Below are 15991 nucleotides of genomic sequence, written 5' to 3'. Positions count from 1 at the left end.
GGGGGGCGAGATGGGTCATTTCAGGACTCCGTAATCGCGCGCCATCCAGCGGTAGAGTTGCAGGAAGGCGGGATCGGTGTCGTACCGGCCGCCATGGTTTTCGGGTTGTTTCGGCATGTCGGATGCCAATGCGGGCGTGGCGCCGGGCGCTTCCGCCGCGTTCAGGCCTTGCGAGAGCAAGTCGGGGCGCGGGCCTTCGCCGGCGTTCTTGCCGTCCTTCTGGAAGATCGCTTCCTGATGGCGGGTCGGTTCCCAGATGAAGCTGCCCCAGCCGTTCGGATGGGCATGGACCAGGTCGTTCAGGTAGCGCTTGCGCGACGAATACTCGATCGCGAAGAAGCCCTTGTCCGGATAGCGGCGGCCGAATTCGGTGAAAGTCCGCTCCCAGTCGCCTTGCGCTGCCTGCTGGTAGCAGGAGAAGCCCAGCGCATCGAAATCGACGCCGCGCGCGATCAGGCTGTCGGTCCAGTGCTGGACGATCGGCCAGTGGCGGCCAAGGTGGTTATGCAGCGCGATCGGCGTTCCGGGAAGCTGAGCGCGGGTGGCGGCGATCCCGGCCTTGAGCAGCAGCGCGAACTTGTCGTAGCCGCCCGCGCCGGGCACGTTCATGTGCACTTGGTCGGTCACCGGGTTGCCGGTGGGAATGGTCAGAGGCACGCGGCCGTCGGGCCAGAGCATGCCGAAGGTCGTTTCGTTGCCGAGGATCGCCAGATCGGGCGCGACGCCAGCCGCTTTCATCGCCGCGAATGTCTCGTCGGTATGGCGGTGGACGGCGTCTACCAGCTTGGGGAAGGGCAAGTCGGCCCATGCAGCGGGCTTGTCCTGATGTTGCGGGTCGGCCCAGGTGTCGGAATAGTGGAGGGTCAGCGAGAGGTGAAGACCCGCCGCCTTGATCCGCTGCGCGAACGCAATGGTGCGCGGCAGGTCGCACCACGGGCCGCCGGGCTTGTCTTTCGAATAGCCCTTTGCGGGATCGACGAAGAGGCGCAGCTTGATCGCGTTGAACCCGGCATCGCGGAAGATCGCGAGCACGTCCTTTTGCTGGCCGTCCTCGTAATAGGTGGCGCCTGCGGCTTCGTCCTCGGGAATCCAGGAGACGTCCGCGCCGATCAGGTAGGGCCACGGGCGCGCGCCTTTTTTGGGCGCAGCACGCACCGCGCCCGGCAGGGCGGCAAGGCAGAGCGCGCCTGCGCCTGCAACGCCCAGCTGGCGGCGAGTGAGTGCGGCGCCGGTCATTTCAACTGATCCGGGCGCGTCGGCGCGGGGACCATCTGCACCGGCACGCCGCCGCGAACGTTGCGGAGGGTGACGAGCTTGACCGCCTCCAGCGCATCGCCGGGCGCACCGTCGCTGGTAACGGCGAGGGCGACGTGGTTGGTGCCGTGGTGGTTGAGGATTCCCTCGGGGATCGGGAACACGCGCTGCGGGCCGACATGGGCGATGAACTGACCCATGTTCCAGCCGTTGACGAAGATCAGCACGCGGTATTTCGCGGCCGAGCGCGGGCTTTCGGGGTCTCCGAAGGCAAGCCCGATCGTGGCGTCCTGTCCCTTGGGCACGGCAAGGTCGAAGGCGGTGCGCAGCCATGTCGTGCCGGGTGTGGCGCTACTCGCGGGGACCTGGGCGGCGGTCCACTGGCGGTCGTCGAAGGCAGGCAGGTGCCAGCCCATGCGCTCGCCATAGAGGCCGCCGTTGTTGGCAGGGCCGCGCACGGGATCGGCCAGATCCTCGCCGCCGCGCTTGCCCTGGATCTTCCACGCGATCGGCACGGCAAAGCTGCGCCCGCCGGGCTGCGAGATCGAGGCGGAAATCAGCCCGCGCGCTTCCTTGTGGAAGTCGTCGGCGTCGAGGTCCCAGTTATGGCCGTTGTTGCGCACCATGACCGAGAGGACGTGGCCGCCGTCCGCTTGCGCTTCGGGCGGAAGGTCCAGCGTGACGGTGCCGGTGGTGATCGGGCGGGGGAGGCCGCTGGGGGTCTCGGCCTGGCCGATGAACTTGCCGTCGAGCCATGCCTGCACGAGGCCCGATCCGCCCGCGCCGTAGAACAGCGAGACGGTTTTCGCGCCGGGATTGCCCTCGAAGCGGCCGCGATACCAGACGTCGCCTTCATGGAAGCCATAGGCGTCCATGGCGAGGTTCGGCTGGCCGTCGGGGCGCTGGGTTATGCTGGCGTTGGGACGGTTGCCGCCGACCGCTTGCCATGCGCTGTCGTCGAACTGCGGATCGGCCTCGGGCGAGCCCTTGGCCATGCGCCAGCCGGTGAGCGCGGGAAGCACTACCGGCGCGGGGCCGGGCAGGGGGGCGGTGGAGGCAAGGCTGCCGATGGCGGAAGGCTTGGCGGCGATACGCGCGCCGTTCCACGAGAGCGAGCGCAGCGCACCGGGCGCCCAGATTTCGATGGCACCCGCTGCGTCGGTGTCGCCGGTCAGCGTGAGTGCGCCGGACCTCAGCGAAGCGTGACGGACGAGCTGCGGACCGCGCACCAGAACGGGACCGCTCGCGGTGTCGGCGCGGGTATAGCGACTGCCTTCAGCCTCGTCGGCAAGGATCAGCACAAGGTCGCCGCGTCCGCCGCCGGTCACCCGCAGGACAGTGCGGCCGGTGTGGGTGTAAGTGACTTTAAGGTCGCCCTTTGCGGCATCGAAAGCGGTGGCCGCGGCGCCTTCCACAACCTCGACTTTCGGGGCCGAGGCATAGCGCAGCACGGTCTCGCCAGCCTCGCCCGCGCGGCCGTAGAGCAGCAGCAGGTCGGCGTTTCCGGCCTTGGACGCCGATTGCAGTTCGGAGGTCGAATAGACCAGCCGCTGCCCGCCCAGACTGACGCCCGCGACCAGCCACTTGGCGTCGAAGCCGTTGAGCCGCATCGGGAAGGTATAGCGGCCATCGGGCAGCGCGGCGGTCACGGTGAAGCTGTCGTCGGTCTGGCCGTTCGACGGCTTGTGCGTCACCATCAGGAAGCGCGCGTCGGTTTCCGGGCTCTTGTTGTGATAGACCTGGATGTTGGGTGAGGAGATCTCGGGCGTGCCCGCCGGGATCATGCCCGCAAGGTCGGGTACGGAGGCGATCAGACCGCCCAGCTGCTTCATCTCCAGCGCCTTTTCGCGAAGCTCTCGCGCTTCGGAAATGGCCGCGCCGTAGTCGTAGCTGGTGAACACCACCGGGGCGGGCAGCCAGCCCCAGCTGGTGCCGCCATAGACCATGTAGAAGCTCTGGATGCCGATGCCGTTGGCCAGGTTGGTGCCGTAGAACACCCGCTGGAACCGCTTGCCGCGCTGGACCGCGTTGCACTCGTAGCTGCCGTTGGAGCCCCAGTAATCGAACCAGCCGCCGCCGAATTCCGCCAGGAAGCCGGGCGTCTTCGGTGAAGCGGAAGCGCCGCCTTTCGCGCCGCCGGTTCCGTAGAAGCCCCAGTCCGGCGCGGCCACGCTGCGGGTCGGCTTGCCTTCCACGGTGCAAGTGCCGCCGGGATAGCCGTCGAAGGCGTACATGTCGTTGGGGCCGTGGACGACTTTGTCGACGGAAGAACCTTCCGGCACCCAGTAGCCGTTGCGGCCCTGGTCGTTGTGGAAGATCGGCACGGTGATGCCGTCGGCGCGGGCCTTGGCGTAGATATGATCCATGTAGCGGCGCTGGGCCGGGGTGGTCAGCGCCAGTTCGTTCTCGATCTGGTGGAGGATGACGGAGCCCTTGTGGCCCTTGCCGTCGCCGTTGATCTGGTGGCGCGCGATGATGGCGTTGATCTGCGTCAGCCATTCATCGGCGGCGGCCATGTATTCGGGATCGTCGGTGCGGGCGCGGCCCTTCTGGTTGACCAGCCAGCCCGGAAATCCGCCGCGCGACACTTCCGCGTTCACGTAAGGCCCGGCGCGGGTCATGACCAGCAGGCCTTCCTCCTCCGCCATGGTCAGCAGCCGGTCGAGATCGCGGATGCCGCTGAAGTCGTAGACGCCCTGTTTCGGCGAGTGGTAGCCCCAGTCGAAATAGAGCGCGACGGTGTTGAACCCGCTGGCCTTCATCTTCTGCAGCACGTCGCGCCAGAGGTCCGGGCTGGGCAGGCGGAAGGGATGGAATTCGCCCGACCAGATCACCTGGCGCTTGCCGTCGATCATCAGCGAGCGCGCATCGAAGGAGACGCGGCCGAACGTCTGGACCGGCGCGGAAAGATCGGCCGTGGGCTTCGCCTCTTGCGCAAATGCAGGAAGCGGCAGGGCCGTAAGCAGCAGAGCGGTGAGGAACGCGCGCTTCATGAGCTCAATCCATGTGGAACAGCAGGGGGAGCGGCCATTCGACCGGACGGTTGCCCGGTTCCACTTCCATCAGCGGCGCCATGTAGTCCCACCAGCGGCGCATCACCGGATGGTCGGGCAGGGTTTCGCGGCTGTTGTCCGGCGTCACGCGCAGGACGGCGAAGAGCGACAGGCTATCCTCGTCGAGGAAGATCGAATAGTCGCGGATGCCGGCCTCGGTCAGCAGGGCGGAGAGTTCTGGCCAGATCGCGTCGTGACGGCGGCGATATTCCTCGACCGTGCCGGGCTTCAACTGCATCCTGAAAGCGTGGATCGACCCCGTCCCAGTATCCGGCACATCACTCTCCCATCAGTTCCATTATGTGGATACCAATACCGATATTTGGTAACTCGTCCACAGGCGTCCGTCAATTGCCATTCTGGCGGCGAATGCCGGGTCAGCTTCCCTCCGGCTTGTTTTCCTCCTGCGCGATGCTGGGTGCGATCGGCAGATCCTCGGGCAGCGGCGGATGGGCGGGATCGAAGTCCTTCAGCAGGACGTGGGACGCCAGTTCGGGGATTTTTTCGCGCACCTGACGGGCGATGGCCGCGGCGAACAGCCAGGCGCCGTAGTTGTCGTTATGAGTCCTGTCCTTGCCGTTCTCGGCAAAGGCGCGGGGCGATACTTCTGGCCCCAGGGCCTGCATGATGGCGATGCTGTCGCGGTTGAGGTCGATCAGCGGCACGTTCTCCTCGGCCGCCACCTTGCGCACGGCGGCGGCATAGGCGCCCAGCGTGTCCTTGATCTTTCCCGCCTCGTCGAAATTGCGGCGCTCGGGCGAAGTGACCAGCACCGGATGGACGCCGCGCCGGCGGGCCTCGGCGATATAGCTGCGCAAGTAGGCGGGATAAGTCAGCTCGGGATCGAGGTAGGTCATCGGCCATTCGGCCTTCTGGTCGTTGTGGCCGAACTGGATGAACAGCCAGTCGCCCTTGCGGACCTGCGTGAGCACCTTGGAAAAGCGGAGCTGGGCGATGAAGGATTTCAGCGTCGCGCCGGACTTGGCGTGGTTGGCCACGGCAATGCGATCGTCCAGCATCGCGGGCAGCATCTGGCCCCAACTGGTGAAAGGCTCGGTATACTGGTCAGCCACGGTCGAATCGCCGGCCAGGAACAGGCGCGGGGCGTCGGCGGGCTCGATATGGATGGCGGAGACGCGCGGCTGGCCGAGGAATTCGAACGTCAGCTTGTCGTCCCAGCTGAAGCTGGCAAGGTCGCGCTCGTCCAGCAGCACGGACTGGCCGAAGCGCGGCGCGCCTGCGGGCTGGGCGGGCAGGCGGGCGTCGCGCACGTCGACCAGGAAGCTGCGCGTCACCGTCTGTCCGCGCCGGGTGGCGACGTCGCGCAGGAACAGGCGGCGGCTTTCGGCCTTCACCGTGGTGAGCCCCGCGCTGCGCCGGTCTCCCAGGGTCAGCGTCACGCGGTAAGTGCCCTGGGGCAGCGCCACCGAATAGAGGAACCCGCCCGAAGCATCGCGGCGTTCGATGCCGCTCCGGCCGACTTCGGCCTGGCCCGGGCGGTAGTCGGGCATCTGCGCGGGGGTCTTGCCGGCCAGGTCGATGTCGATCGCGGGCGGCGGGGCGGAAGTGCCGGCGGCCAGGGCCAGGGCGAGAGCCGAACTCAGGGACATTTCGGATGATCCTCTCTTTGGTCTCTGGCCAGATTCGTTCCGGCGCGTTATCCCACATGACGGTTCGCAAGGGCATATATCGGGAACGATCAGAGTCAATCACTCCCGGTCACTTCACTCACGACGAAGCGGTGCTTCCATGCGTGGAATTACGGATGAGGAACCGGTGGGAAGCGATTTTGACTGGAACTGAGCGAAAATGTCATATATTGTGTAACTCAATCCCACATAGTGGGCAATGTTCGAAGCAAGAACAAGATTTGGGAGTGAGGAAATGAGAAGGGCTTTCTCGAAATCCGTCATGCGCAGCCGCGCCTCGGCTCCGGCCCTGGTGGCCGCCTTCCTCTTCGCCGCGCCGCACATGGCCGCCGCGCAGGACGGCGCATCCGATGCCGCCGTGCAGGACGACGCGCAGAGCGCCGCAGCGACCGGCGCCCAGTCGGCCGCCGCCGGCAACACGCCCAGCCCTTCCGAGATCATCGTCACCGGCTTCCGGGCCTCGCTGAACGCGGCCCTGGCCGACAAGCGCATGGAAACGGCGGCGATCGACACCATCAAGGCCGAGGATCTGGGCAAGTTCCCCGATTCCAACCTGGCGGAATCGATGCAGCGCATCCCCGGCGTGGCGCTTCAGCGCGGTGACGGCGGCGAAGGCAAGAACATCTCGGTCCGCGGCCTCGGCGCCGACTTCACCCGCGTGCGCATCAACGGCATGGAAGCCGCCGCGCAGACCGGCGGCTCGGACATCTACGGGGCCGGCAACAATGGCCGCAGCTTCGACTTCAACGTTTTCCCGACCGAAATCTTCTCGGCGCTGACCGTGCGCAAGACGCCCTCGGCGGATGTCGAGGAAGGCTCGCTGGGCGCCACGGTGGACCTCAGCGCGCCCAAGCCGATGGACCAGGCGAAGGACTTCGTGCTCTCCGCCACGGGACGCGGCGTCTGGAACGAACTGTCGAAGAAAGTTGATCCGCGCGCGTCGGTGCTCGTGTCCAAGCAGTTCGGAGACAGCGGCTTCGGCGTGCTCGGCTCGCTCGCCTATCAGAAGCGCCACACGCGCGAAGTGGGCTATTCGGCGGTGGACATCCTTTCGGCCAACCAGAACGGCATGTTCTGCTCGCCGCTCGGCTTCACCCCGCAGAACCCCGGCAACAGCGCCGCGTCCGGCGCCAGCGCCACCAATTGCTCCACCGGCAACCCGCGCACCAGCGACGCTGCGGCCTACCAGACCGTCTACGACGCCCGCCGAGACGACATGCCGAACACCCCCGGTAGCGGCGCCTTCTTCCCGCGCATCCCGCGCTACCTGAATTCCGAGCAGACGCAGGAACGCATCGGCGGCACGCTGACCCTGCAGTACAAGCCCGACGACGATACCGACATCTCGCTGGACCTGCTCTACTCACGCTTCAACGTGACCCGTGACGACAACTACATCGAGGCGATTTCGTTCGGCCGCTCGGCATCGAACCAGGGCTATCCGATGATGTCGCTGAAGGACGTGCAGCTTTCCGACCTCGGCTCGGTGGAATATGCCCTGCTGGACGGCGTGGACGTGCGCTCGGAAGGGCTGCACTCGAAGTATTCGACCACGTTCAAGCAGGCGAACCTCAATTTCATGCACCGGTTCAACGACCGGTTGACCGTTGACGCCAAGTTCGGCCTCAACGAGTCCGTGTGGAAAGACAAGGTCCGCATGCAGTACTTCATGGATGCGCTGGATACCGACAACTTCGCGATCGACTATACCGGCGGCGGGCAGACGCCCGTGCTGGGCTTCGGTTTCGACGTGTCCGATCCGTCCAACTTCCTCTACGGCCCGACGCCGGGCGCCGGCGTCGTCACCGGCGGCTTCAGCCTCCAGGGCAAGCCGGCCAGCAACACCACCAAGGGTACGCTGGGCGAAGTCAACGCGCATTACGAGTTCTCCGATGCGTTCAAGCTGCACTTCGGCGGCCAGTTCCGCTCCAGCGAGTTCCAGCAGCGCTTCACCACTTATTACACCGCCGATACGCTGGTTCAGGCCTTGCCGGCCGGGACCTCACTGGCTGACCTGACGACGCAGATCACCGGCGTGGACAGCCTCTGGGGCCACGGCGCACCGTCGAGCTGGGCCAGCCTGGACTGGCAGAAGCTGGCCGATACCTACAACCTCTTCGACGCCCGCACCTGCACCGGCTGCGGCGAGACCAATCCGGGCGTGAAGGAAGAACAGAGCAGCGCCTTCATGATGGGCACGTTCGACTTCAGCGATGCGGTGGGCTTCGGCCTGCGCGGCGATGTGGGCCTGCGCTACATCCATACCTGGCAGCGTTCCTCGGGCTTCATCAACTTGTCCGACCCCACTTCGCCCACCGGCCTCAGCGGCCAGTACCGCGCCGTTGCGCGCAGCTATGACGACTGGCTGCCTTCCGCCAACCTCGTGATCGAGCCGGTGCAGAACCTGCTCGTGCGCCTTTCCGCCGCCAAGGTCCTCTCGCGCCCGGCGCTTACGCAGCTGGTGCCGACCGTGGCTATCAATGCGACCACGCGCTCGGGGTCGCTGGGCAATCCCCTGCTCGAACCGATCCGCGCCAACACGTTCGATGCGGCGGTGGAATGGTACTTCCGTCCCGGCTCGCTGCTGTCGGCAGCGTTCTTCTACAAGGACATCAAGACTTACGTGCAGAGCGTGAACGCGCTGGTTCCGTTCAGCTCGCTGGGCCTGCCGAACGAACTGCTGACCGGCAGCAACACCACCCCGGACGAGCTGTTCAACATCGCCACGCCTACCAATACGCCGGGCGGCCCGCTCAAGGGGATCGAGCTGAACGCGCAGATCCCGTTCAACTTCGCGTCGGGCTTCATCAGCCACTTCGGCGTGCTGGCGAACTACACGCACGTCATGTCGAAGATCAATTACTGCCTCTCCAGCTCGGGCGGCGTCTGCACCGTTACCGTGAAGGACGATCTGGTCGGCCTGTCCAAGGACACGGCTTCAGGCACGCTGTTCTGGGAGAACGACAAGTTCTCGATCCGCGGCACGATCAATTATCGCGGACCGTTCATCCGCGGCATCCCCGCCTCGCCCGGCAGCGACCTGGTGGGCAACCGCGCGACCACCTATGTCGATGCCTCGGCCTCGTACAACATCTCGGATGCGATCAAGCTGATCGTCGAGGGCACCAACCTCACCGACGAGCAGAACAGCCTCTACACCGACAGCCAGCGCCAGGACACGCTGTTCCAGACCCGCGTGGGTCGCACGATCTCGGCAGGCGTCAACGTGAAGTTCTGATCTTGAAGAATACGGCGGGGCCCTCCCACGCCGGAACTATCGGCTCCCGGATCCTCCATCCGGGAGCCGCTTTTTCAGGCCTCCAGCGCCCCCAGCATTTTTCGGTCGATCCGCACCAGCGAGCCGTGCCGCGCGCCTTGCGGCATCGCCAGACGGTCGCTCACGTCCTGCCAGGTCGCCATGTCGCGCGTGGACTTCGCGCCCCAGCGGCCGTCGCGATAGACGTCGTAATAGCAGACCAGGTCCTCGCCGATCCGCGCGGTCATCGGGCCTTCCACCCAGGAGGCGGTGAACGGTTCGCCCAGCGATGCGAACGGGCCGATCGGGCTCCGCGCGGAGGCCGCGCGCAGCCACTTGCGCGGAGGTTCGACCGTCTCGTCCTTCACGACCAGCCAGAGCCCGCCGTCCGGGGCCGGGGCGAACGTGCCGTCGATCACGCTGAAGCCGGGATTGTAGAGGACTTGCGGCGGGGCGAAGCTCTCGAAATCGGTGGTGGTCGTGTACCAGAGGCGGTGGTTGTAGCCGCCTTCCGAGGTTCCGGCCGTCTCGGCGAAGCGGCCGGTCACGGTGCTGGACCAAAAGATGACCGTGCGCCGCGTGGCGGGATCGAAGATCGCTTCCGGCGCCCAGCAATTGCGGGTGCCCGGCACCGAGGCCATGACCGGGATCGCGCGCTGGAGCGTCCAGTTCACGAAGTCGCGCGTGGTGGCATGGCCGATGGTCACGCCTTCCCAGGCGGTGGTCCAGACGCAGTGCCACGGGGCGTCCACCCCCTCGCCGCGCCACAGGAAGGGGTCGCGCAGCAGCTTCTTCTCGCCCACTTGCGGCACCAGGAACGGCCTGCCGCCGCCGAGCGTGCGGAAGGCGAAGCCATCCTCGCTGACGGCCAGTTTCAACCCGTCTGCCTCGCCCTTACCCGCGCTGAAATAGGCGAAGAGCAGCGGGCCTTCCGGTTCCGCGGGCGCGATGCGGGTGGTGGCGCAGCCCGCGAGAGCCGTGGCGCCGAGGCAAAGGCTGCGGCGGTCGATCATCGCCGTGCCTCCTTTGGCGCGGTAAGCCGAACATGGGCGGGGCTGTCGCGGTCCACGGAGATCACGCCGTCCTTCTCCTTCAGTTCCGCGATCTGGAGCACGCTGCGGCGGTGCCAGTCGGGGTTGGCCTTGGCCTCGTCCTCGCCGCTCTGATGCACGAAGTAGACGATATAGGCCCGGTCGCCGGAGACGATCACGTCGGGGTGCTGCCCCTTGGCGCGGTCGGTCGGCGCTTGTCCGGGCGTGGCCAGGATATGGCCGGGCTGGGTGGTCCAATGGTCACCGTCATCGCTGCGCATGACCAGCAGGCCCTTCCACGCATCCGAAATCAGCCACCAGCGACCCTTCCAGCGGAAGGCCTTGGGGCCTTCGCCGGGCGTGGTGGTCAGGCGGTCCTTCAACGTCCAGTGCGTGAGGTCGGTGCTGTCCGCCGTGCGGATCGCCTTGCCCATGCGCTCGTCGTTGAAGAACAGGCGGTAGCCGCCCTTCGGCAGCGCGACGACGCTGGCATCGATCACCCGGTCGGAACCGAGATCGAGCTTGTCACCGCAGGTCCACGACTTCAGGTCCTTGCTGGTGAGGTGGACGATGAAGCGCGGCGCGTTCCAGTCGCGGTAGATGCCGGGCACCACCGTCAGCCACATGTGCCACTGGCCGTTGAAGCGCTCGATATCGGGCGCCCAGAGTGTCGCGCCGGTGCAGCTTTCCGGGATCGCCGCCGTGCCGCCGTAGCGCCAGTGCACGCCGTCCCTCGAGCGCGCCGTGCCGATCGCCGTGCCGTGGACCCAGCGCACGTCCTTCTCGTCCTCCATCGGCAGGTCGGCGCGGCGGTTCGTATAGAACATCACCCATTCGCGGGCGGCCGGATCGTAGACCGTGCTGGGATCGGCGGCGCCGTCATGCACCGGGTCGCGGAACAGCGGCTTGGGCGCCACGTCGGGGGCCGAAGCCGTCGCGGCGGCGAGCAGGAGAAGCGAGGCGCCGATCATACCGATGGCTCCCGCTGCGACAAAGTCCGAATGATTTTCAACATGTTCCGATGCATAGAATGACCTTTCGGGGAGAGTGCAATATGTCGAGTGATCGCCGTAAATTCCTGGGTTCGCTGAGCGCGCTGGCTGCTGCGCCCTTGTTGTCCGGCCGCGCCTTGGCGCAAAGCGGCGAGAATACGCCTGCTTTCGAGCGGTTTCCGATCTGGCCGGGCTCGCCGCCGGGGCTGCCTTCGGGCGGCGTGAAGGAGGAGCGCGTGCTGCGCACCAACAAGGGCAACCCGGACGATTTCGCCTGGCCGCATGTCGCCACGCCGATGCTGACGGTCTGCCCCGCCGCCAAGCCCACCGGCGCGGCGGTGCTGACATTCCCCGGCGGCGGCTATGCGCGCGTGGCGATGGGCACCAGGCCCTCCGCCACCTCGCGCTGGTTCGCCAGCCAGGGCGTGACGGCCTTCGAACTGCTCTACCGCCTGCCGCACGACGGCTGGACCGGCGGCCCGGACACGCCCTTGCAGGACGCCCAGCGCGCCATGCGGGTGATCCGCGCCCGTGCCGCGAAGTGGGGCGTCGATCCTGCCAATGTGGCGACCATCGGCTTCTCGGCAGGTGGACACTTGTGCGGCAGCATCGCCACGCGGTTTGCCGCGAAAGTCTACGATCCGGTCGACGCCGCCGATGCGCTGGACGCGCGGCCGCTGGTGGCGGGGATGTTCTTCCCCGTGGTCAGCATGGTACCGCCGCTCGCCCATGCGCAATCGCGCAGCGAGCTGTTGGGCGCGAACCCCAGCGAGGCGCTGTCCCGGCGCTACTCGGTCAACGTCGAGGTTCCTGCGACCACGCCGCCGATCCTGCTTGGCCATGCGGCGGACGATACGGTGGTCGATTGCGGCAACAGCCTGGCGATGTTCGAGGGGTGCCGGGCGGCGAAGATTCCCAGCGAGCTTTACGTGATCGAGAAGGGCGGTCACGGCGCGCCGCTGTTCGAACCGGACGGCCGCGCGGGATTGTGGCTCACCCGGTTCGCCCGCTTTGCTGCGCGGCATGGCCTGCGGATTCCCTCCGAAGGGGCGTGAGGCTTTTCGGCTGCTTCTGAAGCGCTCCGTCGTCCCTGCGCATGCGCGGGGACGACGGGATGATGTTGCGGAACGGCGCGGGTTCGCTTTGCACAAAAGCACAAATGCGCAGCGCGTTCGCGTGCAGCTCAACCTTCGAAAGCGCGGGTGGGATGCACTCTCGGTGGGGGCGGCCATCACGGGGCGGCGCCGCTGCGTTTCTGCGCGCCCAGGGGCACGATCCGGAAATTGCGGATGCGCAGGTGGCTCTTGGTCGTGCGCAAGGCGAACCAGCCTCGGGCGTAAGGCGCGGGGTCGTCCATGGCGAAGAGCCGCTTGCCGCCGAAATCCACCGTGATCCGTCCGCCTTCAGCGGCGACGCGCATGGGCGTCCAGCGGTTCGGTGTCAGCATGGCCGCGGGATCCGAGCGGTCGTGCCCGGGCAGGAGCGGGCGGTTGCCCGGTTCGCCCACATAGCGCCGCATCCGGGTGGTGGTGTTGCGGTTGCCGCCGATGCCCACGTAGTAAGTCTTCAGCGTATCGTATTCCGCGAAAGCCCCGCTGCGCGGATGGGCGAGCGGCGATCCATCCGGAGCGGCGGGGTCGCTAGCCATCCAGAAGGCGTTGACGTCGCTCACCGCATCGTTCGGCCCGCCTTCCGAAACAGCCATGACCTCGTATTCGACGGCAATGGGGCCGGTCAGTTCGGCGGTCCACCAGAGCGAAATGCCCTTCGGCGCGTCGATGTCCAGGACGCCGTCCTGGGCGCTAACGCGCGAAGGCGCTTCGGCCTCGACCCGCCAGTGCGAGAGGCCATGGCGAAAGTCGTCCGTCGGCGGGTTCGCCGCCGCCGAAAGCAGCATGAGCAGCAAGGCGGCGGCGAAGCGCTTCATTCCAGCACGTCCCCGATCAACGTCAGGTTCACGGTGGCGGCGATGCCCCACTGCGCGGCATCGTTGGTGGAGACTTCCGCGATCTCGTCCACCGGCTTGAGCACGGCGGCGCCTGTCACCTTATGCGCGCCGCGCGTCTGGTCGCGGCCTTCGCGGTCGCCCGCGCCGAAGAATTCGCCCCAGGCGCGCTTGATGAGGTCCGGCTTGCGCAGCTGCACCCCCGCATAGGCGGTGTAGCGCGAGTGGGCCTGCGTCAGCGCACGGCCCTTGCCCGATGCGCCGGTGCGGGCGCGGAACTCCGCCTCGGGCGCGTTGTGGAGTTCGCAGTAGTCCAGCCAGACTTTGCGGAAACCCGGTTCGTCGATCAGTTCGAGCAGTTCGGCGGTGATCTCGAACACGCCGAACACACCGTTGAGGTGGCTCATGTTCACCTCGTTACCCGGCCCCACGAAGCGCCCGGAGGCAAGGTCGAAAGCCGCGCCGCCCGCTAGCCAGCCCTTGGGCAGGGCGGCGATGGAGCGCATGCCCGCAACGATCCGGTCGCGCCAGCGGGTGTCGCGCGTGCGTTCCCATTCGGTCAGCCAGGCGCCCAGCATCGATCCCCAGACGGTGCCGAACTGCATGAAGATCTGGCCGTCGGGCAGCGGCTGTTCGGCCACTACCGCGCCGGTTCCGGCAGGCGGCTTGCTGGCGTCGGCGCGGTGCATGACCTTGCGGCCGATATCGACCGTCTTCAGCGCATAGTCGCTGCCCACCAGCGCGCGCATCAGGTCTCCGCAGCGTTCGTCGGTGGTGAGGTAGTAGTAGAAGCGGCGATAGGCGGCGTTGGAAATGCGCTGCTGCTTCGAACTGTCCGCCCAGTGTTGGACGCCATGGCGGGTGCCGAGGCCCTTGAACCGGCCGGAGTGGTAGACGTCCACTTCGCCGGTATGGCGCGTCATCGCCTCGGCCAGGCGGAACACGTCGGCCCGGCCGCTGCGCAGGAAGCCGTACCAGAGCCACAAGTCAGTGGAGAGTTCGCTGTTGTCCCACGCGAAACCGCCGATGTCGTAGCGCCAGACGTGCCGGTCGTTGTCATAGCTGTGCATGACATCGCCGTAGTTCCAGAACCCGTACCAGCGGCGCTGGTCGACCTGCCCGATGTAGAAATCGAGTTCCTGCTTGGCGCGCGTCTCGATCTTGCCGCGCAAGGGGCCGCCCGAGGCGATCGGGCTCCACGGGCCGAACAGCCCGGCCGCATGGACCCGCGCGACATTGGCGACCATGCGCGGCGGCGTGGCCAGTCCCGTGCCCATCGCGGCCAGCCGCTCGCGCGGGGGCGTGGCGGGCAGGGCCCAGATGCGAAACTCGGTGGTGCGGGCGATCCCCGAGGCATCGCCCCAGCCCGGCTCGTAGTCCTCGTAAGTGACGTCGAGGCCCAGATTCTGCGCCTCGTAGCTCTCCATGCCCATGACGTCGTGATAGAAGCGCAGGTCCATCGCCGGGGCATCGGGGGCGTGATACCAGACCGTGAAGCGCGCGGTGTCGCTGGCCGCGTCGGACACGTCCAGGCCGACCGGGCAGCGCTGCCAGAAGTCGTGCATGCCGAAAGCGATGCCGCCCGACGGACCGCCGATATAGCCCAGGCCCGGCGCGCGGCCGGCGGTATCGACGTCGATCCAGCCGAAGCCCGGCTTGGTGCGCTTGACGATCGAGAAACCGTCCGCATTGGGCTGGCGCAAGCGGAAGTCGCCCCAGGCGGGGATATATTCCAGGTTCTGGCGCACTGCCGCGCCCATCTGGTCGAGCGGGGGCGTGGCCGCGCCCGCGACTTGCGCGTCGCGGAAGGCCTTGCCGGGATCGCGGCGCAGGCCCGTCAGCGGGCGCACGGCCTCGCCCCAGAGGCCGCCATTCTCGCCCGCGAAGCGGACGTGGCGGTCGTGCAGCTTGTCGCGCATCGGCACCGCGCCTTCGAGGCCCAGGCCGCGAAGGAAGCGCTTGGCGGGATCGCCGTCGAAGATCATCGAATGGACCAGCCGCACGCTGTCCGACCCGGCGTGGAAATAGAGGCGGACCGAGAAAGGCATCCAGTCGCCTTCGGTTCCGCGATGGCGGCCGTCGAGCTTGACGACGGCGCGGATCGGGCCGCTCTGTTCGACCGTGGCGCTTTCGATCGTGCCGGTCCAGCGGGCGAGATTGGGCGCGCCGTCCTCGTCGTCGGCCCGGTCCTGTGCGCTGGCGAGCAGGCGCACCGATTGCAGCACTTCGGCATTGCCGACGCGCGCGGAGCGAATCAGCGCCTCGCCCGAGCGGCCCAGGGTCCAGACGGTCTGGCCGACGGTGACGGTAATGGCATCGGCAGCCTCGCGTACGGAGAGGGTCTGCGCGGGCTTGGCGCTGCCGGCGACCACGCGCAGGCTATTGGCGCGCCCACCGTTCGCCCCGGTCGCATGGCCGGTCCACTTGATCGAGCCGTCCGGCCACCAGGCCATCGGCCAGGTCTGCACCGCTTCACGCGTGCCGCCCGCGCCTTCGAGTACATAACCGCGCTTGTCGAACCGCGTGCCGCGCGGCCAGGGCTGACCCCACGATTGACCTTCGTGGGCGGGGGGAGCACCGCCGTCGAGCCAGACCACGTCGTCACCCGGCGCGATGCCAGAGCCGAGCGGCTCCACCGGCCCCGTCGCGGCCGCATCCGCGCGGCCCGCCATCAGTGCCATCGAACCGGCGACCGCGGTAGTGGCCAGGCTTTGGGCCAGCATCTCACGGCGGCTCCAGACCAGCTTGCTCATCGTCTCTCCCTTGGATGTGGCGCTTTGCAAGCGCCTTATGTGGGATGATATTTCATTA

General features: G+C 67.2%; 10 protein-coding genes. 2 read left to right on the top strand and 8 right to left on the bottom strand.

The annotated features are described in order from the left end of the window. Positions 1 to 15: 15 nt before the first annotated feature. The 4 genes from AC1VV3_RS21940 to AC1VV3_RS21925 form a co-directional block, all read right to left on the bottom strand. Positions 16 to 1236 (bottom strand): glycosyl hydrolase 53 family protein, encoded by a 1221-nt coding sequence (locus AC1VV3_RS21940; protein WP_482962493.1) that lies wholly within the window; start codon positions 1234 to 1236, stop codon positions 16 to 18. Further along, positions 1233 to 4247 carry a glycoside hydrolase family 35 protein gene (locus AC1VV3_RS21935; RefSeq protein WP_482962492.1) on the bottom strand — a complete coding sequence of 1005 codons (3015 nt, stop codon included), beginning with the start codon at positions 4245 to 4247 and terminating at the stop codon, positions 1233 to 1235. Before AC1VV3_RS21935 ends, AC1VV3_RS21940 begins: the two co-directional genes overlap by 4 nt. 4 nt (positions 4248 to 4251) lie before the next feature. Beyond that, positions 4252 to 4545, bottom strand: a complete 294-nt coding sequence (locus tag AC1VV3_RS21930; protein ID WP_132267612.1) for an L-rhamnose mutarotase — start codon at positions 4543 to 4545, stop codon at positions 4252 to 4254. A gap of 139 nt (positions 4546 to 4684) precedes the next feature. Beyond that, positions 4685 to 5917: a rhamnogalacturonan acetylesterase gene (locus tag AC1VV3_RS21925; RefSeq protein WP_482962491.1), complete on the bottom strand. Its 1233-nt coding sequence runs from the start codon at positions 5915 to 5917 to the stop codon at positions 4685 to 4687. 274 nt (positions 5918 to 6191) lie between these two features. On the opposite strand from AC1VV3_RS21925, the gene AC1VV3_RS21920 reads away from it, so the two are divergent. Beyond that, a complete protein-coding gene (locus AC1VV3_RS21920; RefSeq protein WP_482962490.1) occupies positions 6192 to 9194 on the top strand; it encodes a TonB-dependent receptor in 3003 nt (1000 codons plus the stop codon). A gap of 74 nt (positions 9195 to 9268) precedes the next feature. Here AC1VV3_RS21920 and AC1VV3_RS21915 read toward each other — a convergent pair whose 3' ends face one another. Both AC1VV3_RS21915 and AC1VV3_RS21910 read right to left on the bottom strand, forming a co-directional pair. After that, entirely contained in the window at positions 9269 to 10225 is a 957-nt protein-coding gene (locus AC1VV3_RS21915; RefSeq protein ID WP_482962489.1) for a glycoside hydrolase family 43 protein, read from the bottom strand. Next, a complete protein-coding gene (locus AC1VV3_RS21910) occupies positions 10222 to 11214 on the bottom strand; it encodes a family 43 glycosylhydrolase (protein ID WP_482962488.1) in 993 nt (330 codons plus the stop codon). Before AC1VV3_RS21910 ends, AC1VV3_RS21915 begins: the two co-directional genes overlap by 4 nt. Before the next feature lie 83 nt (positions 11215 to 11297). Here AC1VV3_RS21910 and AC1VV3_RS21905 point away from each other — a divergent pair, with 83 nt between their 5' ends. Beyond that, positions 11298 to 12290 (top strand): alpha/beta hydrolase, encoded by a 993-nt coding sequence (locus AC1VV3_RS21905; protein ID WP_482962487.1) that lies wholly within the window; start codon positions 11298 to 11300, stop codon positions 12288 to 12290. A gap of 176 nt (positions 12291 to 12466) precedes the next feature. Here the strand turns inward: AC1VV3_RS21905 and AC1VV3_RS21900 are convergent, their stop codons facing one another. Both AC1VV3_RS21900 and AC1VV3_RS21895 read right to left on the bottom strand, forming a co-directional pair. After that, entirely contained in the window at positions 12467 to 13162 is a 696-nt protein-coding gene (locus AC1VV3_RS21900; protein ID WP_482962486.1) for a DUF6250 domain-containing protein, read from the bottom strand. Next, positions 13159 to 15933: an exo-rhamnogalacturonan lyase family protein gene (locus AC1VV3_RS21895; RefSeq protein ID WP_482962485.1), complete on the bottom strand. Its 2775-nt coding sequence runs from the start codon at positions 15931 to 15933 to the stop codon at positions 13159 to 13161. Before AC1VV3_RS21895 ends, AC1VV3_RS21900 begins: the two co-directional genes overlap by 4 nt. Between the last annotated feature and the right edge of the window lie 58 nt (positions 15934 to 15991).

It is taken from the genome of Novosphingobium sp. BL-S-34, from assembly GCF_056857015.1.
This window is presented reverse-complemented; position numbering and strand designations above follow the sequence as displayed.

Coding starts and splice junctions, on each gene's coding strand:
- AC1VV3_RS21935 (WP_482962492.1), bottom strand. CDS start 4,247: ATGAAGCGCGCGTTCCTCACCGCTCTGCTGCTTACGGCCCTGCCGCTT.
- AC1VV3_RS21920 (WP_482962490.1), top strand. CDS start 6,192: ATGAGAAGGGCTTTCTCGAAATCCGTCATGCGCAGCCGCGCCTCGGCT.
- AC1VV3_RS21910 (WP_482962488.1), bottom strand. CDS start 11,214: ATGATCGGCGCCTCGCTTCTCCTGCTCGCCGCCGCGACGGCTTCGGCC.
- AC1VV3_RS21915 (WP_482962489.1), bottom strand. CDS start 10,225: ATGATCGACCGCCGCAGCCTTTGCCTCGGCGCCACGGCTCTCGCGGGC.
- AC1VV3_RS21905 (WP_482962487.1), top strand. CDS start 11,298: ATGTCGAGTGATCGCCGTAAATTCCTGGGTTCGCTGAGCGCGCTGGCT.
- AC1VV3_RS21925 (WP_482962491.1), bottom strand. CDS start 5,917: ATGTCCCTGAGTTCGGCTCTCGCCCTGGCCCTGGCCGCCGGCACTTCC.
- AC1VV3_RS21940 (WP_482962493.1), bottom strand. CDS start 1,236: ATGACCGGCGCCGCACTCACTCGCCGCCAGCTGGGCGTTGCAGGCGCA.
- AC1VV3_RS21930 (WP_132267612.1), bottom strand. CDS start 4,545: ATGCAGTTGAAGCCCGGCACGGTCGAGGAATATCGCCGCCGTCACGAC.
- AC1VV3_RS21900 (WP_482962486.1), bottom strand. CDS start 13,162: ATGAAGCGCTTCGCCGCCGCCTTGCTGCTCATGCTGCTTTCGGCGGCG.
- AC1VV3_RS21895 (WP_482962485.1), bottom strand. CDS start 15,933: ATGAGCAAGCTGGTCTGGAGCCGCCGTGAGATGCTGGCCCAAAGCCTG.